The following is an 18873-nucleotide window of genomic DNA, read 5'->3' on the forward strand; positions in this document are numbered from 1 at the left end:
AACAGAGTCCGGGCTCGGTGGGGCAACGCCCGGGCCCCAAAAACGCGCCCAAGGGCCTGGCGATCTGGGTTGAATCGTCCTGCGCAGATGAAGCTGCCATGGTTCACGCGGCGGAGGTTCTGCTGGAGCGCGTGCTGAGAATTGTTCCGGAGGCGGAAGTCCATCATCGGTCTGCCACCGGAACAGCCCAACCCGGCCCCCGCCCCAATTCGGGGATCGATGAAGATGCCGCTGAACGAGACGACGCCGGAGTCCGGCCCCGGCCCGGCCTCCGCAGGATGGCTGTGGACCTTGCCACCGAATCAGTTCTGGTTGATGAACAACCTGTGCCGCTGACCGGCGTCGAATTCAGGCTCTTGCGGTACCTTGTGGAAAACTGCTCGCGGCCGATAGCCCGCAGTGAACTCCAGGAGTTCCTTGAGTCGCTCAAGTTCCCGGGGTGCGCCCCGCGATCCATCGACGCCTATGTGGCCCGCGTACGGCGCAAGCTGGGTGGTGCCCGGTACACGATCGCCACCAATCGAGGGGGCGGCTACCAGTTCGTCCCCGGGCCCTACGCCAAAGTGCGTGGGCCTGCCGAATACTCCATCTAAGTCGTTCAGCCCGAAAGACCCGATTTCCACGACCTGCATAGGAAGATCATGAACCTGAACCCGACACCCCAGACCACCTCCGTAAAGCTGCTGCCCGGTACGCCTGCGCCGGGCTTCACCCTGGTCGACGCCGGCGGCGGCCCGGTGTCGCTGGCCGACTACCGCGGCCGGAGCGTCATCGTGTACTTTTACCCGAAGGCTGCCAGCCCGGGCTGCACGACCGAGGCGTGCGATTTCCGCGACAGCCTGGCCTCCCTGAAGAACTCCGGTTATGAAGTCCTGGGCATCTCCCCGGATTCCCCTACGGACCTGGCCCACTTCACCGGCGACCAGGGGCTTACCTTTCCGCTTCTGGCCGACGAAGATCACGCCGTGGCCCTTGCCTACGGCGCGTGGGGCGAGAAACTAGTGAACGGCGAGGTTACCGAGGGCCTTGTCCGTTCCACCGTCGTCGTGGATCCCGACGGCGACGTCTCCCTCGCGCAGTACCAGGTCACCGCGAAGGGCCACGTGGCGGAACTGAAAGCAGCCCTGGGCCTCTAGGGCCTGTCTCCCAAATAGGTTGATCCCCGGCTGGAAAACTTGGAGCGTGGCTCGTTTCCAGGTCTTTACCGATGCCCAGTGGGCCCGCGTTGAGCCGTTGCTGCCCAGTTCCGACGGCCAGCGCGGTCGCCCGTTCCGGAACCACCGCCAGGTCGTCAAGGGCATTGCCTACCGGTACCGGTGCGGGATTGCGCGGCGGGACCTGCCGGAGCAGTTCGGTCTGTGGTAGACGGTGTGGAAGCGCCGCCGCCGTTTCGCAGCAGACGGGATCTGGGACCGGATCCACGCCGTCGGGCGTTCCCGGGGCGGGCTGAGCATAAAGATCCACCACGCCTGCGACGGGAAAGGCCGGCCTCTGGCGTTCATTATTGGACCGGGCCAGGGCTCGGACTCACGGGTGTTCCCGCATCATTGACGCCATCAACGTCCCGCGCCCCGGAACGGGACGGGACGGGGCGCGGACCCGCCCCGACGCGGTGACGGGTGACAAGGCCTACTCCTCCCGGGGCCAACCGTTAGCTCCTGCGGGCCCGGAAGATCAAGGCCGTCGTTCCCGAGCCCACGAACCAGATCGTCGCCGAACGAGCATTTTTTTGCATGCTGAATCGCCCCGGGAGCAGTCCGCTGCTGGGGCCCAGCTTTTCTTTTAAGGACCGCTTCAAGAAAAGTCTTGACGTCGACAAGTGTGAGACCTCACACTTGTTTTTGGGATCCCAAACGGGTATCCCAAGAAGGTATCCCAAAAGGGATTCATCACTTAGGTCCGAAGAACAGCCCCTGCCGTCTCTCCACCTGCCGGTATGGACAACGTTGACGACGGTCGTGTCCGGTGAGGATCAATCCCCCGGTTCGCACCCATATCAGAGGTACACATCATGGACAGTTCGGCAGGCATTGATGACCGGCCATTGCGCGAGAGCGTGCGTGATGCGATCCGCAACCGGATCTTCGAGGGCCACTATGCTCCGGGCACGCGGCTTGTCGAGCGCGACCTTGCGGATGAGTTCAGCGTCTCCAGGTTGCCGGTTAGAGAGGCTCTGCGCATGCTGCGGCAGGAGGGACTCGTTAGCGACCGGGCGAACTCGCGGGGAACAGTGGTCAGCAGCCTGACGCCCGAGCAGGTCGCCGACCTGTTCGATGTCAGACTTGCCCTGGAGGTCCTGGCGAGTGAACTGGCAGCCGCACGGGCCACCCGCGCGGAGCTCACACATCTGAATTCTCTGCTGGACACGGCGCAAAGCTGCTTGGCGACAGGATCAATTTTCGAAGCCCATGCAGCAAACAATCAGTTCCACGACGCCATCACCAGTATCGCGCGGAACGAGTTCCTGCGGGCGGCGTTGGAGCCGCTTCAAGGTCGGATGCACTGGCTTTTCCGGCACGCAACGGATCTTCCCGAGCTGATCCGGGAACACCGCCAACTTTACGAAGCCATCGCCAGCGGCGACCCTGATCGCGCCGGCGCTGCGTCCAGGGAACACATCCAGAAGTACCGCAAGGACTATTACCTGCACCACTGACCCCGGGTACTCGAGACGGTTCGCTGCCATCGGCCTGCCGTCGCTCTATTTAGTGCACCCAAAAATCGTCACTCGGCGGAAGCCGAACTCCACAGAAGGGTATCCAATGGAAGATTTGCCAGATCTTGTCATTTCCAATGCGACGGTCGTCAACGCCGACGGCCGCAAGAACGCACACGTGCTCATCAAGGGCCGAAAGATCGCGGAACTCGTTGACGCCGCTCATCGGGTGCCCCGAGCAGCCGCCACTGTCGACGCTCGCGGGCGCCTGTTACTCCCCGGCGGGGTGGACGGCCACTGTCACGTCGCCCAGGTTACGGGCAAACACCGCACCCTCGACGATTATTCGGTGACGTCGACGGCAGCACTCTGGGGTGGCACCACCACAATCATTGATTTCGGCATCCCGCGGGACGACGCCGAAACGCCGTTGGAGGCAGCCCGCAACAAGATTGCCCTGGCCCGGGAGTCGCGCTGCGATGTGGGCCTGCACGCATCCGTGGTCACGTGGGATGCAACGGTGCCGGCACAGCTGGACGAGCTCGCTGAGCTGGGAATCCGGTCCGTGAAGATGTATACAACGAATCGCGGCTCCACGATGGCGGACAACGACACCATCCTGCGCGTCATGAAGCAAATGGTCCGGCTCGACGGGCTTACCTACATTCATGCTGAACACGACGCGATCATCGCCGACTGCACCGCAGAGCACGCAGCCACCGGTGACATCGGCATTAGTCACCTGCACCGGACCCGGCCGGAGCTCGCCGAAGAAATCTCCGTGAAAGAAACCCTGGCCATGGCCGAGTACACCGGAGCGCCGGTGTACTTCGTCCATCAGTCCACCCCGGGAGCTGTCGACCTGGTGACCGAAGCCCGAATGGACGGGCTCAGGGCCTATTCGGAGACCTGTCCGCACTATCTGACGCTGGACGAAACCGTCTACGGCGAAGACTTTCCGGAATGGTACGCCTGCTGCCCGCCGATGCGCAGCCCGGAAACGGTCGCCGCCCTCAAGGAACGGGTACTCGCCGGCGCCATCGACACCGTCGCGTCGGACCACTCCTGTTACGACCTGTCACAGAAACGCGAACGCAGTGACGACATCCGGCAGATGCCGCACGGGCTTCCGGGTGTCGAAACCAGGATGCCTGTCACCTTCACGACCATGGTTTCGCCCGAAGGCCATGGTGCTGAACGCTTCGTGGAGGTCTTCTCCGCCGGGCCGGCCCGCATCAACGCCGTTCCGGGAAAGGGCGTCGTAGCGCCCGGTTTCGACGCAGACCTTGTCCTGGTCGACCCTACCGAAGTACGGACCGTCTCCGGCGCCGCCCTGCATATGGGCACCGATTTCTCCCCGTTCGACGGGAAGGCTCTGCGGGGCTGGCCCCAGCTTGTGGTCTCAGCCGGACGGATCGTCGTGGATGAAAACGGATTCCACGACCCCGGCCCGGTCGGCCGGTTCATCAAGCGCCACGGATTCCGGGACACCCCCGCAGCCCCGGCAGCACTCGAGGCCGTGAACCACACCGCCTAACAAACCGCATCACCCCAACCGAACCCACCAAAGATGTTTGACAAAGGAGTCATCATGGACGCAAGCCACGAGTCCCTGGCCGCGCTCGATCCATCGGGCCGGCTTTACAACGAGGACCTTGCCCCCGCAACAGAGCGGAAGTGGACCTCCTACAGTTTCTTCGCCGTCTGGATGTCGGCGATCCACAACATCGGCACCTACACGTTCGTAGCTGGCCTGTTCGTCATCGGCCTCACCGGCTGGCAGGTCCTGGCAGCAATCATGATCGGCACCGCGATCCTCTTCTTCGGCATGAACTGGGCCGGGAAAATGGGACAACAAACAGGCGTCCCCTTCCCCGTCATGGCACGCATCAGCTTCGGGATCTGGGGCGCCAATATCCCCGCCCTCATCAGAGCCGTCATAGCCATCTGCTGGTACGGAATCCAGACCTATCTGGCCTCCATGGCTGTCGTCGTCCTTCTCTTGAGGATCGATCCTGACCTGCAGCAGTGGCAGAACCAAAGCTTCCTTGGCCTGTCACTCCTGGGATGGGCCTGCTTCATCCTGCTCTGGATCCTGCAATTGTTGGTCATCACCCGCGGCATGGAAGCTGTCCGCCGCTTCCAGGACTGGGCCGGGCCCATTGTCTGGGCCGTCATGCTCGCCATGGCCATCTGGCTCTTCAGCCTGGCAGGATGGAACATCCCCATGGACCTCTCGATCAACCCGCTGGCAGGGGGCGACGCATTCCGGGGCGTACTGACCGGCGCCTTCCTCCTCGTCGCTACCTACGCCACCATGCTCCTGAACTACTGCGACTTCACCCGCTTCGCGAAATCGGCGAAGTCGGTTGTCCGCGGCAACTTCTGGGGAATCCCTGTGAACTTCGCGGCATTCGCTGCCATCAGCATCACCATGACCATTGGAACGGTTGTCGCCTTCGGCGAAGCCATCACCGACCCCGCCTTGATCCTCGCTAAGGTACCCGACACCTTCATCCTGGTCGTCGGCGCAGTGATGTTCATTGTGGCCACGATCGGAGTGAACGTCGTCCTGAACTTTGTGTCCCCCGCCTACGACCTGGCCAACGTCTGGCCCAAGCACATCACCTTCCGCCGCGGCGGCATCATCAGCGCAGTCCTGGCACTGCTCGTCATGCCCTGGAACCTGTACTCCAACCCGGTCGTCGTCAACTACTTCCTCGGCGGCTTGGGCGCCTTCCTCGGACCCCTGTTCGGCATCATGGCCGCCGACTACTTCCTGATCAACCGCGGCATCGTCAACATCAAAGACCTTTACCGGTCAGACGAAAACGGAGAGTACTTCTTCCGAAAGGGAGTCAACCCGAAAGCCGTCGGCGTATTCGTCCCGACAGCCGCGATCGCAGCCACCATGGCACTCGTGCCAGCCCTTGGCGCGGTTGCAGCCTTTGCCTGGCCCGTCGGGCTCATCACCGCCGGGTTCGCTTACTTCTTCGTAATGGGTGGCCAGAAGAAAGTCTCCACAGTCGCCCCGGAAGCAGAATCACTGCTCGAGCCGGCAGAGTGATGAGCTGAACGCCCCCTTCGAGTGCTTCGAGAGATATGTCCGGGACTATTTGAGGTAACCAATCGAGGCCTAAACAGCAGAGAGCCGGGACACTGGGTTGTCCCGGCTCTCTTCACTTCTTTCGTTCGCGCAGCGCCAGCCCGGAATAGCAAACCGATACGGCCACGGTCGAGCATGTCACTAACTGGGGTCAATCTCACCGGGAGGGGTCTCCCCACCCCGGCGACTGAACACTCTCGCACTCACATTTCCGGCTAAAACTCCCGGCAAGACGCAGAGCACAGGCTTCGCTAGGGCTTGAGGACCAATGCTCGGGAAAGTCACGCTAAGCCGGTGGGGCCAGGTAGCAGAGGTTCTGGTAGGCACCGCTGTTACCCCGGGTCACGGCGCCGGGGTGGGGCGTCGTCCGATGCTTGTTTTGTTGAGGTGGCCGTAGATCGTGGAGCGCGGTACCTGAAGCAGATCAGCGATGCGCTGATCGGCGTGGTCCCCGGCGTCGTAGAGCTGTTGGGCGTGGTGGGCCTGGTCGGGGGTGAGTTTGGGGCGTCTTCCTCCGGTTCGTCCGCGGGCGCGGGCGGCCGCGAGGCCGTCGCGGGTGTTGGCGATGATGAGTTCTCGTTGGAGTTCGGCGAGGACGGAGAGCATCCCGAAGGTTGCCCGTCCTTCCGCGGTGGTGGTGTCGATGCCTTGCTCGAGGACACGCAATCCCACACCGCGTTCCCGGAGGGCTGCGCCGAGGGTGACGAAGTGGAGGACTGAGCGTCCGAGTCTGTCGAGGCGGGTGATGACGAGCTGGTCACCGGCCCGGTTGGCGGAGGCGAGGGCCTTGTCGAGCTTGGGCCTGCTGGCTTTGGCGCCGCTGGCGTGGTCGCGGTAGACGTTGGCCGGGTCGACGCCGGCGCGGGCGAGGGCGTCTGTTTGGTGGTCGGGGTTTTGGTCGGTGGTGGAGACGCACACGCCTATCCGATCAACATGTGTCGATAATACCTGTGCCACGGGGTTTGACGACGTTGATTTCCGGCGCGGGTTTTAGACATGGATTTCGCGGCGTGTCGCCGGCAGTGTCGGGGGACGGTAGATGGTCGTTTTCCGACAAATAGCATGCAATCACGCATAAGTGCCCGACTACCGCACGATTCCGTTCCACTGCTACTCAGACCCCCAACAAGCGCGGGACGTGTTTTGCCCCTCAGTGCGGGGAGATCACGTCGAGCCCGGCGAGGTATTCCTCGGCGTCGAAGCCCGGTAGTAGCGCGGATTGGACGATGAAGCCCTGGCACGCCCCCAGCATGACCGCAGCATACTTGTCCGCCCGGGCCGAAGCCTCCGTGGGCGTGAGCCCCCGGGACTGGGTGTACCAGGTGGTGAGGTACTCGGCGAAGAGTTTCTTGAGCCCGGTGACCGTTCCGGCCGCTATACGGCGCAGGCCGGGATCGGTCATTGCCTCGGCCCAGACCTGAAGGAGAAGGCCGCGGTCAACGATGTCCTCGCGGATGCTCCGCAGGAATGCCTTCAGGACCTCGTGGGGTTCGGGCAATGGATCGGAGGAGCTGACCGCGTCGATCTCATCCAGAAGGTGGTCCAGGATTTCGCGGACTGACATCTCGATGAGTTCGTCCTTGCTCTTGAAATGACCGTAGATCGCGCCCGCCGACAGCCCGGACTCGGCAATGATGTCCGCCATAGAGGTTCCCTGGAACCCCTTCCGGCCAAAGCACCGCAGTGCCGCCCCGGCGATCTCCAAGCGGCGGGCCTGGCGGTGGGCGTCGGTCACTCTTGGCATGCGTCCACCTCAAAAAGAATGGTTGTTCTTGGCAGGATCCCCTGCAGTCACCCACTATAAAGAACAATCATTCGTTTTACTAGCCGGGAGTCACCATGTCGATCGTTCCCGCGGCCGTGCCGCACACCAAATGGTCGCGCGTCGTCCTGATCGCCATAGCGACCGCGTCCATTGTCGGGGTGGTGCTGCTGGCCTTCACCTGGGCGGGCATCACCTCCTCGGCGAAGAACATCCCCGTGGCCGTCACCGGCCCGGACACGCAGGTCCAGGCACTGGAAAAGGCGTTGGAGGACAAGGCCGGCGGAACCTTCACGATCACCACGGTGGACAGCAGGGACGCCGCCACGACGCTCATCCGCTTCCGGGACGCCTACGGCGCGGTGGTGCTGGGACAGGCCCCCGAGGTGCTCACCGCCTCCGCGAACGGCACCGTGGTGAGCCAGATCCTCACCGGCGTCGCACAGCAGCTCCAGAACCAAATCAACCAGGCCACGGCGGCCGCGGCCGGGCCTGCGACCGCCGCCGGGCACCCGGCACCGGTTGCCCCGAAGGTCACCTTGACCGACCTCGTCCCGCTGGCCGCGTCAGATGCGAAGGGCACCGGCCTGGCGCTGGCGGCCTTCCCGCTGGCCTTTGGCGGCATGATCGGCGGCATCCTCGTCTCGCTCGTCGTGGTGGGGAACCAGCGCCGGCTGGGCGCCCTGGCGCTCTACTCGATCCTGGCAGGAGGCCTGATCGTGCTGGTGATGCAGGGGCTCTATGGCGTGCTGCAGGGCAACGCCGTGCTCAACGGGCTGGGCGCCGCGCTGGCGCTGCTCGGGACGAGTTCGTTCATCGTCGGCCTCAACGCTCTGATCGGCACGGCAGGAATCCCGGTCGGGGCCGTGACGACCATGCTGATCGCGAACCCGATCTCTGCCGCCACCGCACCCATGCAGTTCCTGCCCGAACCGTGGGGTGCCATCGGCCAATGGTTCGTCCCGGGCGCCTCGACCACTCTGCTGCGGGACCTGTCCTATTTCCCTGACGCAAACGTGCTCTTCCCCTGGCTGGTCCTGGCCGCATGGACCATCGCCGGGGTTATGTTCACCCTGGCCGGACACTTCCGCAACCAGGAAGTCGTCCACATCGGCGGCTCCCTCGACGCCGAACACACGCCGGGCCCACCGGCATAGCGTGACTTTCCCGAGCATTGGTCCTCAAGCCCCTCGCACATCTCGTGCAGGTGACTTGGGAAAATGACCTCAATGCCGCCGACCGGGCGTCCCAGTTCCTAGGAGCGAACCGCCAGGTCCGGTCCATCGAAAGGCGGCGACACGTCGAAGAAAGCCGTTCCATAACTATCTTCTTTCCGAGGTGCCGTGAGAGGCGTGCAGGATAGCTAGTGCTACAGCCATCTCAGCAAAGGATCCTTTACTGAGACGGCCAGCGAGCGAAGTGGCTTTCACCGCCCAGTCCCAAATCGGCAACTGGCTGCCAGGCGGCCGGGCCCAGTACAGAGGAGGCGTTATCCGTGCTGCTGGTCTGCGGTGAGGTACCGGTTCCTTGTCTCGATGAGTTTCTGGAGGTAGCCGGCCAACACCAGTTTCTCAACCACCCGCCCGATTGGACCGAACAGGGCCGCGAACTATCCTCGTTGAATTCATGGACGGGTCGGAAGAGCCGGAACGGGCCCTTGACCTGTTCATCGACGAAGTAGTCCGGGCCCTGCATCTCGGTGATCCGGCTCGTCATCCGGATCGGGACACCGAAGTGCCAGGCCCGCCAGGTGACCTCTTGCCCCAAAGAGATCAAGGCCGGTCCTGACCCCAGCGACGGCCTCCTCCCGTGACCGCGCCATCGAGCCCTTGTGCACATCGATGCTGCGGGCAAGATCAAACAACTCCGGCCTGGATATGCGTGTCCGGGTAGTGCATTCGAAGGAGACAGCCATCGTCAGAGCATGACAGCCCACCAGGTCTTCACTGTCCCGAAAGTTGTTCCGATCGGTCTCCGCGGGACGCGCCGAGGGAAACAATGTAGAACGAAAATCTGGAGCGTGTCGCGACTTTTCGAAGTGCCAGCCCTGGGCGTCTACTTTCCTGGGAACTGGGACGTCATCCCGACACCCATTTCATATGCTGACTATGGCCAATTCACCGGACGGGTCCAGATCTCGGACGAATGCGAGCCATCGTGAGGGCAGAGTTGACGGCGTTTTGACCTCAGCCCCGGTGGTGGGGATCCGTCAGTATGGTGGGTATGATTTTCTGCGCGGGAACCCCCGCCGCCGCCCATCAGCGATGATCTGCCGGTGTGCTGTGTCTCTACCCCGTTCAGGTTGCTTGACGGGGCCCCGCCAGCGTGTGAAAGGGCCCCGGTTTTAGCGTGCCGCAGCTCTACTTGAGGGTGTATTTGACCAGGGCGTGCTTTTCGATCAGGTCCCAGTCCAGATCAACACCCAGTCCTGGTTTGCCTGAGGCCCGCACATCTCCGGCAGAGTCAATGCGGATGGGGTCTAGTGCGGCGAATTCCATTGGCTTTTGAGGCATGGCCTGTTCGAAGTACCGGCAGTTGGGGAACGCGAGCATCAGGTGCAGGTTGGCGGCTTGTGAGAGGGTGTAGCCCCAGGACTGCAATTCGACATTCATCGAATGAGCCCGGGCGGCTGACATGATGTGCCGGGTTCCGGTGATGCCCCCGGCGAGTGTTGCATCAACCCGTGCGTGGTCCCAGCTCCCCAGGGACATGCCGGTTTGGATCAGGCCAAGGGTCACCAGTTCGTTGCCGGCCGGGATGATCTCGATGTCCAGCTTGCTGCGCAGCCAGCGATAGCCTTCCAGGTCGCTGTCGGGTAAGGGTGCCTCGAACCAGGTGTATCCGAGTTCCTGGAGCCGGCGTCCGACGCGCAGGGCGTCGTGCCTGTTGTAGCGTCCTTCCACGTCGAACATCCAGGTGATATCCAGCCCGCCGAATTTTTCCGCGACGGCGTTGACGAGCTCCAGGTCCTTGTCCGGGTAGCACCACGTGTGGAACTTGATCGCCTGGTACCCCTCGTCGAGGTACTGGGCGACCATGGTCAGGTATTCCTCGATGGTGTCGAAGAAGGGGGTGCTGGCATAGGCCGGGATCGTATCCCGGTGTCCACCCAGGAGCTGGTAAAGGGGGACATCGAATGCTTTTCCGGCCAAATCCCACAAGGCGATGTCCAGCGGTGCCAGCGAGAGCGGCAACATGGAGGCGCACCTGCTAGACATCAGCCCGTGGAGTCGCTCCCGGTTCAGCGCGTTTTGACCGATGAGGACGCTTCCCACGTGTTCGATGGCCTTGCCCAAGGCCGTATCGACGCCGCCTTCGGTCCATGAGATGGCACCGCCGACGCCGAACGTATCGCCGGCGTTTATTCGCACCACGGTGTTGGTGATCTGCAGCTCGTCGTAGTGGGCCGAGGTCCGGTACCGTGCTTCGGGGTTTGTCAGGACGAACACGTCGACGGAGTCGATCGTGCTAGTCATGGCCTGGCTCCTAACGTCATCTCAACGCGGTATTTGGCAATGAGGTCTTCGTCCAGCTCGATCCCCAGGCCGGGTGTGTCCGGCACGGTGACTTTGCCGTTGGTCAGGACGATGGGATTGGTGACCAGGTCAAGGGAGAGCGGGCTGGTGCTTTGCGAGAATTCAATGAGTTCACCGTCCCGGATGCTGGCCAGGAACTGCACCGTAGCTGCCATGAGGATGCCGGTGCTGAATCCATGCGGGACGAGTTGTGTGCTGTAGCGTGTGGCGACGTCGTGGATCTTCCGAATCTCGCTGATGCCGCCGCACCGGGTGATGTCCGGCTGGATGATGTCCGGTCGTGACTCGCGGATAAATTCGGTGAATTCGGCCACGGTGGAGAGTCCTTCACCTCCGGAGATCCTGCTTTCGGATGTTTCGGCCAGGCGCCGGAGCCCGAGGTGGTCATCGCTTGGGAGTGGTTCTTCGATCCAGTTGAGGCTGAACTCGCTCATCCGGTCGCTTTGGGTTTTGGCGTAGCGGTAGTTCTTCCACCGGTAGACCAGGTCGATGGCGAGGTCGATGTTGTCCCCTGCCGTATCCCGGACGACCTGCAGGACCTTGTGGTCATGGGTTGGATCGTTACCGAACAGGCCCCCGCCAAGCTTCAGGCTGGAGAATCCAGCCTCCAGCAGCCCTTCGACCAGGGTCGCGTTGTCGGCGGGGTTGTCCTTTGGAATGAAGGTCCCGTATGCGGCTATCTCGTTGCGGACCTTGCCGCCGAGCAGCGTGTGGATCGGCACGCCGTAGTGCTGTGACGCAATATCCCACAAGGCGATGTCGATGGCGCTGATGGCATGGATGGCCGCGCCCCGCCGCCCCATGTAGGACGACTCGTCATACATTTTGTTCCACAGCCGGTCAATATCGAGGGGGTTTTCCCCCAGCAGGATTTCCCGCAGTCCTCGACTTGTGGAATGAGAGGAGGGCGTCTCGATCAAGGCTTTGAGAACGGCCGGGGCGCTGTCGGATTCACCGATGCCGATCAGGCCGGTATCGGTGTGGACCTTTACCAGGAAAGCGTCCTCGCCCCACTCACACCGTTCACCGAAGGAGGGGATCCGAAGCCAGATCGCTTCGACGTCAATAATTTTCATGGTCAGCGGGTGCCTTCCGAGGGTGCGGGCTCTGCTGCGTCTTCCGGCTTCACCGGGAGGATGAGGCCGGTTTTCATGTCGATGCGGTCTGAATCCTGTCTCAACCACCGGATGAGGCCCCAGATTTGGGTGACCAGCAGGAACAGGAACGGGATGGCTGTCAGCGTCAGCCCCGTTTTCAACGTGCCCAGATTGGCGTTGATGGCAAGCATGGCCATCGGCACCGCCGCCAGCATGATGACCCAAAACAGTCGAAGGCTTCGTGACGGGTCCGTGCCGTTGGGGAGATTCTGGGTGCTGACAGCTGCCACCGTGTAGGACGTCGCATCCATATGCGAGGCCAAAAAGACCAGCATGATCAGGAAGTACACGACGGAAAAGACAGTGCCAAGTGGCAACGTGTTGAGCAGTTGGGCCACGGCGTTGTCCCCGCCGTTATCGGTCAGCACCTGTGGGGCGTTCACGGTTCCATGGTTCATCTGGTTCATCGCGTAGCTGGAAAGAATGCCGAAGAAGAACATGATGCCGGCAGATCCGCCAACGATCAGGCCGATGACGGTCTGCCGGATGGTACGGCCCTTGGAAACGCGGGTGATGAAGATGGCGACGCCGGGCAGGTAGGAAATCCAGTAGAGCCAGTAGAAGACAGTCCAGTCGCGCGAGAAAGAGCTCCCGCCGTTGGGGTCCGTGAACAGGCTCATGTGGAGGAAGTTCTGGGCCTCCAGACCCGCCGCATTAACGACGTTGGCCACGATGAATTCAGACGGACCGATCAGGAACACCACGGCGGCAAAGACGAACGCCGCCAGGACGGCCGTTTTGGCGAGCTTCTGCAATCCCTTGTCGATGCCAATGAAGGAGCTGAGTCCGAAGACCACGGTAGATAAAGTGAGAATGATGGCCTTGAGCCAAAAAGCGTTCTGGATGCCCATCAGTCCTGCCACACCGGCAGAGACGGTGTTGACCGTGACCGTGACTGTCAGGATCAGCCCGCCGAACGTGCCGAACAGGAACAACAGATCGATGATACGTCCGCCAAGGCCGGCAGCTTTCACCTTCGGGATTACTGCCTCGACGTTTCCGGCGTAGCTGAGCCGTTTGCCCTTCCGAACGTGGATGTAATACGCCATCGAGATTCCTGCGACCACATACATTGCCCACGGGATGGGACCCCAATGGAAGAAGGCATACGACATGCTGACGTCCAGAGCCTCCCGGGACTCAGGGGTGATATTGAGTCCTGGCGTTTGATAGTAATAGGCCCATTCCATGAAAGCCCAGTACATGGTGGCCGATCCGAGGCCGGCGGAAATGAACATGAACAGCCAGCTGGACGTGGAATAGGCCGGCTTGCCTTCACCGAGTTTGATCCGCCCGAACTTGGATACGGCCAGCAGGACCGCTAACAGGAAGCAGCCCAGACCCAGTACCTGCACGGGGGCCCCGAAGATGCGCGTGGACCCGTCGAAGAGGACATTTGCCGAGGCCTGGGCCTCGTTGGGCCACAGCAGCAGGGCTGCCACGACTATGCCCACTACGATCACGGCCCCGACGACGAGCACCCTGTCAACCGTGGGTCTGTGCTTCTGGTTCGTGTTTGGCGCCTCTACGGCAGCCTGGGTTTCAATCACAACGTCTCCTTTGGCAGTGATTTGATACAGATGGGGGTATGACTACGCGGATTCATCGAGCAGACCCAGATGGGGCTCATTCGTCCCGATGATGTGGGCCGCGATCGCCTCACGGCTGGCCGCGACGTCTCCGGTCCGGAACACATCCACCAGCCGCTTATGGTCCTCAAGGAATTCCGAGAGCGCGCCCGTGCGTCCGGTTTGCATGGCGAAGTGCATCCGGATCCGGGGATGGATGGAATCCCAGATGCTTCGCGCGGAATCGGTCGGGCAGCCATCGACAATGATCGCGTGGAACCGCATATCAGCTTCGTTGAAAGCGTTGATGTCCTTGTTGTAGATCGCCCGCTCCATGTCCGCGAGAACACGTCCGAAGTCTTCAAACGTGTCCGCATCAAAAAGGGCCAGGCCCTCCGCGAGGGCAAACTGTTCGATGTGAATACGAAGCGGCAACAGCAGCCCCTCGACTTCTGTTCTCGAAATCGAAGCGACCTCCGAACCCTTATACGGCGTGGAAATGATAAGACCCTGCAGCTCCAGGACCAGCATCGTTTCCCGCACCACCGCCCGGCTCACCCCGTACTCATCGGCAAGATCCTGTTCCACAACGCGCGCGTGAGGAGGAAGATCGCCAGCAAGGATCTTGCGCCGAAGCTCCGTCGCGAGACGGTCCTTCATCGAGATTCTTTCCAACTTGCCCATGTTCCCACTCCCTCAAACACTTACGGTCGATTGTCGACTATCTGACTATAGAGATTATCCCCACACTTGAACAGTGGCAATCGTCACATTCACAGTTCCTGGGGACGCATGACCAACCTGACGGGGCCAACCGCCCGCAAAGCCTTCTGGAGGCACCGGAATTAGCGAACGCGTCTGACACCAACAGTGTCCTGCGTAACCTGGATGAATCAGACAACATCGACGGCGTCGCCCTCTACCCGTGTATCAACCAACGGACAAGACCCAACTCCAACGCGATGCCCTGGAAACGGTCGGTTGCGGCCGGATCTTCGAAGACAAAATCTCCAGCCGCCGGCGGATAAAACTGGCGGATAAAATAGGGAAAGCCCCTCGGGAGGGGCTTTCAGCGGGTTGGGCATTTGATGTCTGGTATTGGTCAGCGGTGATGCGCTCCTCCTCCCCGGGCGCTGTTCGCGCCCCTGCCGGTTTTCGTAGTTAGAAACTCTAATAAATGACCCGGCTGATCGTCCAGCGATATGACCCGGAATTTTCGGCGCCTGGTTGTGTCCTTGGGGGACGACCAGTCTCGCATCGTTCGGCGAGAAGGTTCAGGCTTGAGGTACCGCAAGTCCCTGCGGACACCCGTACGGGTTGAGAGCCAAGCACCGACGCCCGGGAGCCCGCTCGTCACCCGGCTACGCCGCCAACATAACGGCGGGCATGATTCCCGGGAGGGTTCATGCGGGGCGCCCGCCGGGCGGACCGTCCTGACCGCGACAGGCCCGCAGTATGGCGGGTAGGTGTCCAACCGGAGGCCACACAAACGGGGGGGCACGGTGTTTGTCAGACGAGAACGGCGGCCGAGGGCCAAGAAAGCCAGTGGCTCGTCGTTGTGGGCTCCCTGGCAGGTCGTTGCTCTGGTCGTGGTCACGATCGCCAACTATGTCTGGCAGGTCGCGTATTACCTGCACTTTTACGGCCGCTTCGGCGCCAGCCCCGGTGGCCTGACGGTTCCCCTGCTGTTGACCTTCGTCTGGTTCCTTGTGGCCACGGTTCTTCTGAGGACCCGACGCCGTGGCGGGGGTTCCCGTCATGGCGTCGTTCCTTGCGGTTGAGGCGCTTTTCTAGCTCGTCCACAACGTCTCCGGAGCCGCAGGGCGCGACCTGGCGGGCGACGACGTCGTGCTGCTCGTGGCTTCACTCCTGGGGTACCTCAACGTCCTCGCCGCGGTCCTCGTCCTCGGGTGGCTGTTCCTAACTCGCGGGCGGACCCTGTCAAGCGATCGCCCCACCACCAGGAGCCGCTGACCCCGGCGGGGTCTGCCGGCGTCCGGGGCCGCCGCCGGGAAGAAGGGCGGCGCCGTGACCGCGTTGGTGCACCCCAGGGGTTTTGCCCTGCGCTCCCCGGCGGGAAAAATGTTCCCAGGCTGTCCGAGGAGCGTCTCAAAAGGGCTGGTTGAGGAGTTCGCCGCCAGCCCGGCCCTCAGGGGTTTCCCGCAAGGAAGCATCGAGTCGTCCCGTAAAGGGGGCACCCGCCGGGGCGACCGGCGATTTCCTGCCGTTTACCGGCCCGTTTCGGCCGGTTCCACATTGGTTCGGGCCAGGAGTGCTTCAACTACCTCGGCAACGAGGTCTTCCTTCTCACGCATCTTGGCGTCTTCAAGCTGCGCTACCTCTACCCGTGCCGCCTGCCAGGCGGACCAGTGACCGGACACGAGAGCCCACAACGACAGTGCCGAGACATATACGACCGAGTCCAACCACCCCATCACAAGGGAAATCGGGATCATGAGGATCCACAGGATCGCCAGCCATCCATTGACCCGCCTCATAAAAACCGGATCCCCCTGCACGCTTGCCCAAATACTCTTTATCGGACCCACACCTTCTCCTCTCATCACCGGCAGAGGGGATTCTGCCCCCGGGATGTTACCAGTCTCATCTGACGCGAACCTGACCCCGGGGCCCTCCCCCCGAAGCGGCCCCTGGCCGCGGCCCGAGGCAGACGACAGCAGGACAGCCCGCCGTGGGCGGGAGCGCCACTGACTGTGTGAGCCGGATCGGCGCTCGAGGCCCTGAGGACAGCGCACCCATGCGAACCTCGGGATGCGGGACTTCGCCGGCATTGACTCCCGCCGGCGGACGCCGGATCCTCTCTCCAGAAAAGAGTGCCGTCGCGGGCCGCAGTCGACTCAGTGCCGTTGGACCCGGGCGGCAGCCAATTGCTTTTGCAGCCCCCTGTTAACGGCTTCGAGTTCAAGGACGACGCGGATACCGGCCAGATTCAGCCCGTCCTCCAGCAGTGCGCTGATCCGGCGCAGGGTGTCCAGATCCTGTTCACTGTAGCGGCGTGTTCCTCCGATGGTCCGCCCGGGTTCCAGCAGGCCTTTTCGCTCATACAGCCGGAGGTTCTGCTGACCTGTCCCCACCAGCTCGGCGGCCACCGAGATCGCATACACCGCGGTAGTTCTGCCAGTTTTTGGCTCCACCAGATCCTCCTCAAAACCCTGAAAAAACCCTTGCTCCAGTGTCACACCAGTGATATAAAAAATCTATACCGGCCACAATAGATAAGCGGCTGGGGTAAGTGATAAGGAACGATCTCTAAGGAGTGAGACGACCATGCTGATGCGTACCGACCCGTTCCGCGAGCTCGACAGGCTCGCCCAGCAGGTCCTCGGCACCGCAGCCCGGCCGGCGGCCATGCCCATGGACGCCTGGCAGGACGGGGAAGAATTCGTTGTCGCGTTCGACCTGCCCGGCGTTGCCGTCGATTCGGTGGACATCGACATTGAACGCAACGTCCTGACGGTGAAGGCCGAGCGCAAGGACCCGGCCGGGGAAAAGACGGAGCTGATCGCCGCCGAACGGCCCCGCGGCGTCTTCAGCCGCCAGCTCATTTTGGGAGACGCCCTGGATGCCGACGCGGTCAAGGCCAGCTACGACGCCGGGGTGCTGACGCTGCGGATCCCCGTGGCCGAAAAGGCCAAACCGCGCCGTATCGAAATTGCATCGGAGAAGAACCAGCGTCAGGAAATCAACGCCTGAGCCCAGGGTCAGGCCTGCAGGACCGGGCATTGGACCGGCCGCCGGAAGAGTAAAGGGCGATGCACCACAGTAGCCACGCCACCGCGCCAGTTGCGCACCAAAAAAAGCGGCCCCCGACGATGCCTCCCGCACCGATGGTCCCCGACCCCCACGGGCCGGGGACCATCCCCACCACCCCTGCCCCACCCGGGCCCCGGGGCCCGACAGGAAAAGCACAGCAGAGACGAAAAACCGCGACCATGAAGGAAGACAGCCCGGACCCCTACGACGTTCTTCATCTGGGTCCTGCAGCGACGGCCGGTGACGTAACACGCGCCTACCGGGCACTGATGCGCACCCACCATCCCGACACCACCCCGCCCGACGCTGTGCCCGCAGAACGGGAGTCCAGGGCACAGGAACTGCAGGAGATCATGGCCGCCTATACCGTGGTGGGCGACCCCGCTAAGCCTTGATCCACCGATGTGGATCGGGATCCTGACGGCGGTTTAAACCGTGAATGCCTGTCTTTTCACGGAAAATGAAGCTTGTCTAGAACTCATTTTCGCCAAAAAGAGAGGCATTTCGTAGATGCAAGTTTCCCACAGGCCTGCCGTGTTGTCAGTTTCGTTCGACGAGCCGAACCTCGTGGCGTCGGCCGGGCTGCTGCCGGTGATGGTGTTGGCCCGGGACGCCGGGCTGCACGAGCTGGCCGATGAATGGCTGTCGCTGCCGACGGACAAGGGTGCCAATGCCGGGCTGAAGGTCGCGTCTCTGGTGGCGGGGATGGTCGCCGGCGCGGACTCGATCGATGACATGGCCGTGCTCCGCCGCGGCGGGATGAAACGGCTCTTCAAAGCCTGCTACGCGCCTTCCACGCTGGGATCGTTCCTGCGGTCCTTCACCTTCGGGCACGTCCGCCAGCTGGACGCGGTCGCGTCCCGCTTCCTGGGAAACCTGGCCGGTCAGGCCCCGCTGCTGGGATCACCCACCGCCGCTGACTTCGTGTTCGTCGATGTCGATGACACGACCATCGAGGTCCACGGCTACGCCAAGCAGGGCTCCGGCTACGGATACTCCGGGGTCCGCGGGCTGAACGCGCTGCTGGCCACCGCCTCGGCGAAGGACACCGCCCCTGTGATCCTGGCCCAGCGGCGGCGCAAGGGCGCGGCGAACTCGGCCCGTGGAGCCAAACGCCTGATCACCGATGCCCTCTCCACCCTCAAACGGCTCAACACGGGCGGGCGGGTGCTCCGCCGCTTCGATTCGGCCTTCTACGGCCATGCGGCGGTTTCCGCGGCCTTGGCCGGCGCGGCGGAGGTCTCGGTGACCGTGCGCATGGACCCGGCCGTCAAACGCGCCATCGCCGGGATCCCTGAAACGGCATGGAAAACG

General features: G+C 62.7%; 18 protein-coding genes. 10 read left to right on the forward strand and 8 right to left on the reverse strand.

Going from position 1 to position 18873, the window contains the following annotated elements:
- Nucleotides 1-98 precede the first annotated feature (98 nt).
- The 6 genes from ABIB45_RS18980 to ABIB45_RS19005 all read left to right on the forward strand — a co-directional run bounded on the left by ABIB45_RS18980 (nucleotide 99) and on the right by ABIB45_RS19005 (nucleotide 5723).
- The gene (locus ABIB45_RS18980; protein ID WP_354217392.1) at nucleotides 99-593 is read left to right on the forward strand and encodes a winged helix-turn-helix domain-containing protein; all 495 of its coding nucleotides are present in this window, start codon (nucleotides 99-101) and stop codon (nucleotides 591-593) included.
- A 48-nt stretch (nucleotides 594-641) separates the two neighbouring features.
- Nucleotides 642-1136: a peroxiredoxin gene (locus ABIB45_RS18985; RefSeq protein WP_354217393.1), complete on the forward strand. Its 495-nt coding sequence runs from the start codon at nucleotides 642-644 to the stop codon at nucleotides 1134-1136.
- A gap of 46 nt (nucleotides 1137-1182) precedes the next feature.
- Nucleotides 1183-1365 (forward strand): transposase, encoded by a 183-nt coding sequence (locus ABIB45_RS18990; RefSeq protein WP_354217394.1) that lies wholly within the window; start codon nucleotides 1183-1185, stop codon nucleotides 1363-1365.
- A 646-nt stretch (nucleotides 1366-2011) separates the two neighbouring features.
- Nucleotides 2012-2656, forward strand: coding sequence for a GntR family transcriptional regulator (locus tag ABIB45_RS18995; RefSeq protein WP_354217395.1), 645 nt, complete (start codon nucleotides 2012-2014; stop codon nucleotides 2654-2656).
- 106 nt (nucleotides 2657-2762) lie between these two features.
- The gene (locus ABIB45_RS19000) at nucleotides 2763-4193 is read left to right on the forward strand and encodes a dihydroorotase (protein ID WP_354217396.1); all 1431 of its coding nucleotides are present in this window, start codon (nucleotides 2763-2765) and stop codon (nucleotides 4191-4193) included.
- 54 nt (nucleotides 4194-4247) lie between these two features.
- Entirely contained in the window at nucleotides 4248-5723 is a 1476-nt protein-coding gene (locus ABIB45_RS19005; RefSeq protein ID WP_354217397.1) for an NCS1 family nucleobase:cation symporter-1, read from the forward strand.
- A gap of 381 nt (nucleotides 5724-6104) precedes the next feature.
- Here the strand turns inward: ABIB45_RS19005 and ABIB45_RS19010 are convergent, their stop codons facing one another.
- Nucleotides 6105-6680, reverse strand: a complete 576-nt coding sequence (locus tag ABIB45_RS19010; RefSeq protein WP_354217398.1) for a recombinase family protein — start codon at nucleotides 6678-6680, stop codon at nucleotides 6105-6107.
- Nucleotides 6681-6912: 232 nt separating this feature from the next.
- Nucleotides 6913-7506 carry a TetR/AcrR family transcriptional regulator gene (locus ABIB45_RS19015; protein WP_354217399.1) on the reverse strand — a complete coding sequence of 198 codons (594 nt, stop codon included), beginning with the start codon at nucleotides 7504-7506 and terminating at the stop codon, nucleotides 6913-6915.
- A 95-nt stretch (nucleotides 7507-7601) separates the two neighbouring features.
- Between ABIB45_RS19015 and ABIB45_RS19020 the strand changes: the two genes are divergently transcribed.
- The gene (locus ABIB45_RS19020; protein WP_354217400.1) at nucleotides 7602-8681 is read left to right on the forward strand and encodes an ABC transporter permease; all 1080 of its coding nucleotides are present in this window, start codon (nucleotides 7602-7604) and stop codon (nucleotides 8679-8681) included.
- Nucleotides 8682-9884: 1203 nt separating this feature from the next.
- Here the strand turns inward: ABIB45_RS19020 and ABIB45_RS19025 are convergent.
- From ABIB45_RS19025 to ABIB45_RS19050, 6 genes are all read right to left on the reverse strand, one after another.
- Nucleotides 9885-11000, reverse strand: coding sequence for an enolase C-terminal domain-like protein (locus tag ABIB45_RS19025; protein ID WP_354217402.1), 1116 nt, complete (start codon nucleotides 10998-11000; stop codon nucleotides 9885-9887).
- Nucleotides 10997-12136 carry a mandelate racemase/muconate lactonizing enzyme family protein gene (locus ABIB45_RS19030; RefSeq protein ID WP_354217403.1) on the reverse strand — a complete coding sequence of 380 codons (1140 nt, stop codon included), beginning with the start codon at nucleotides 12134-12136 and terminating at the stop codon, nucleotides 10997-10999. Before ABIB45_RS19030 ends, ABIB45_RS19025 begins: the two co-directional genes overlap by 4 nt.
- Nucleotides 12137-12138: 2 nt before the next feature.
- The gene (locus tag ABIB45_RS19035; protein ID WP_354217404.1) at nucleotides 12139-13767 is read right to left on the reverse strand and encodes a BCCT family transporter; all 1629 of its coding nucleotides are present in this window, start codon (nucleotides 13765-13767) and stop codon (nucleotides 12139-12141) included.
- A 42-nt stretch (nucleotides 13768-13809) separates the two neighbouring features.
- Nucleotides 13810-14469, reverse strand: a complete 660-nt coding sequence (locus tag ABIB45_RS19040; RefSeq protein WP_354217405.1) for a GntR family transcriptional regulator — start codon at nucleotides 14467-14469, stop codon at nucleotides 13810-13812.
- Between the two features lie 1544 nt (nucleotides 14470-16013).
- Nucleotides 16014-16241 carry a hypothetical protein gene (locus ABIB45_RS19045; protein WP_354217406.1) on the reverse strand — a complete coding sequence of 76 codons (228 nt, stop codon included), beginning with the start codon at nucleotides 16239-16241 and terminating at the stop codon, nucleotides 16014-16016.
- A 402-nt stretch (nucleotides 16242-16643) separates the two neighbouring features.
- The gene (locus tag ABIB45_RS19050; protein ID WP_354217408.1) at nucleotides 16644-16940 is read right to left on the reverse strand and encodes a MerR family transcriptional regulator; all 297 of its coding nucleotides are present in this window, start codon (nucleotides 16938-16940) and stop codon (nucleotides 16644-16646) included.
- 133 nt (nucleotides 16941-17073) lie between these two features.
- Between ABIB45_RS19050 and ABIB45_RS19055 the strand changes: the two genes are divergently transcribed.
- From ABIB45_RS19055 to ABIB45_RS19065, 3 genes are all read left to right on the forward strand, one after another.
- Nucleotides 17074-17499 (forward strand): Hsp20/alpha crystallin family protein, encoded by a 426-nt coding sequence (locus ABIB45_RS19055; protein ID WP_354217409.1) that lies wholly within the window; start codon nucleotides 17074-17076, stop codon nucleotides 17497-17499.
- A 239-nt stretch (nucleotides 17500-17738) separates the two neighbouring features.
- On the forward strand, nucleotides 17739-17954 hold the full coding sequence (locus ABIB45_RS19060) for a DnaJ domain-containing protein (RefSeq protein ID WP_354217410.1): 216 nt from the start codon (nucleotides 17739-17741) through the stop codon (nucleotides 17952-17954).
- A 115-nt stretch (nucleotides 17955-18069) separates the two neighbouring features.
- Nucleotides 18070-18873 (forward strand): IS1380 family transposase (locus tag ABIB45_RS19065; protein ID WP_354217411.1); only part of this gene is annotated, 804 nt, incomplete at its 3' end.

Source organism: Arthrobacter sp. UYCo732 (assembly GCF_040547265.1).
Taxonomy (GTDB): domain Bacteria; phylum Actinomycetota; class Actinomycetes; order Actinomycetales; family Micrococcaceae; genus Arthrobacter.

What these genes read in the sequence shown, in the direction of transcription:
- ABIB45_RS19015 (WP_354217399.1), bottom strand. Translation starts at nt 7,506, where the DNA reads ATGCCAAGAGTGACCGACGCCCACCGCCAGGCCCGCCGCTTGGAGATC.
- ABIB45_RS19025 (WP_354217402.1), bottom strand. Translation starts at nt 11,000, where the DNA reads ATGACTAGCACGATCGACTCCGTCGACGTGTTCGTCCTGACAAACCCC.
- ABIB45_RS19030 (WP_354217403.1), bottom strand. Translation starts at nt 12,136, where the DNA reads ATGAAAATTATTGACGTCGAAGCGATCTGGCTTCGGATCCCCTCCTTC.
- ABIB45_RS18985 (WP_354217393.1), top strand. Translation starts at nt 642, where the DNA reads ATGAACCTGAACCCGACACCCCAGACCACCTCCGTAAAGCTGCTGCCC.
- ABIB45_RS19020 (WP_354217400.1), top strand. Translation starts at nt 7,602, where the DNA reads ATGTCGATCGTTCCCGCGGCCGTGCCGCACACCAAATGGTCGCGCGTC.
- ABIB45_RS19055 (WP_354217409.1), top strand. Translation starts at nt 17,074, where the DNA reads ATGCTGATGCGTACCGACCCGTTCCGCGAGCTCGACAGGCTCGCCCAG.
- ABIB45_RS19040 (WP_354217405.1), bottom strand. Translation starts at nt 14,469, where the DNA reads ATGGGCAAGTTGGAAAGAATCTCGATGAAGGACCGTCTCGCGACGGAG.
- ABIB45_RS18995 (WP_354217395.1), top strand. Translation starts at nt 2,012, where the DNA reads ATGGACAGTTCGGCAGGCATTGATGACCGGCCATTGCGCGAGAGCGTG.
- ABIB45_RS19060 (WP_354217410.1), top strand. Translation starts at nt 17,739, where the DNA reads ATGAAGGAAGACAGCCCGGACCCCTACGACGTTCTTCATCTGGGTCCT.
- ABIB45_RS19000 (WP_354217396.1), top strand. Translation starts at nt 2,763, where the DNA reads ATGGAAGATTTGCCAGATCTTGTCATTTCCAATGCGACGGTCGTCAAC.
- ABIB45_RS18980 (WP_354217392.1), top strand. Translation starts at nt 99, where the DNA reads ATGGTTCACGCGGCGGAGGTTCTGCTGGAGCGCGTGCTGAGAATTGTT.
- ABIB45_RS19005 (WP_354217397.1), top strand. Translation starts at nt 4,248, where the DNA reads ATGGACGCAAGCCACGAGTCCCTGGCCGCGCTCGATCCATCGGGCCGG.
- ABIB45_RS19045 (WP_354217406.1), bottom strand. Translation starts at nt 16,241, where the DNA reads ATGATCCCGATTTCCCTTGTGATGGGGTGGTTGGACTCGGTCGTATAT.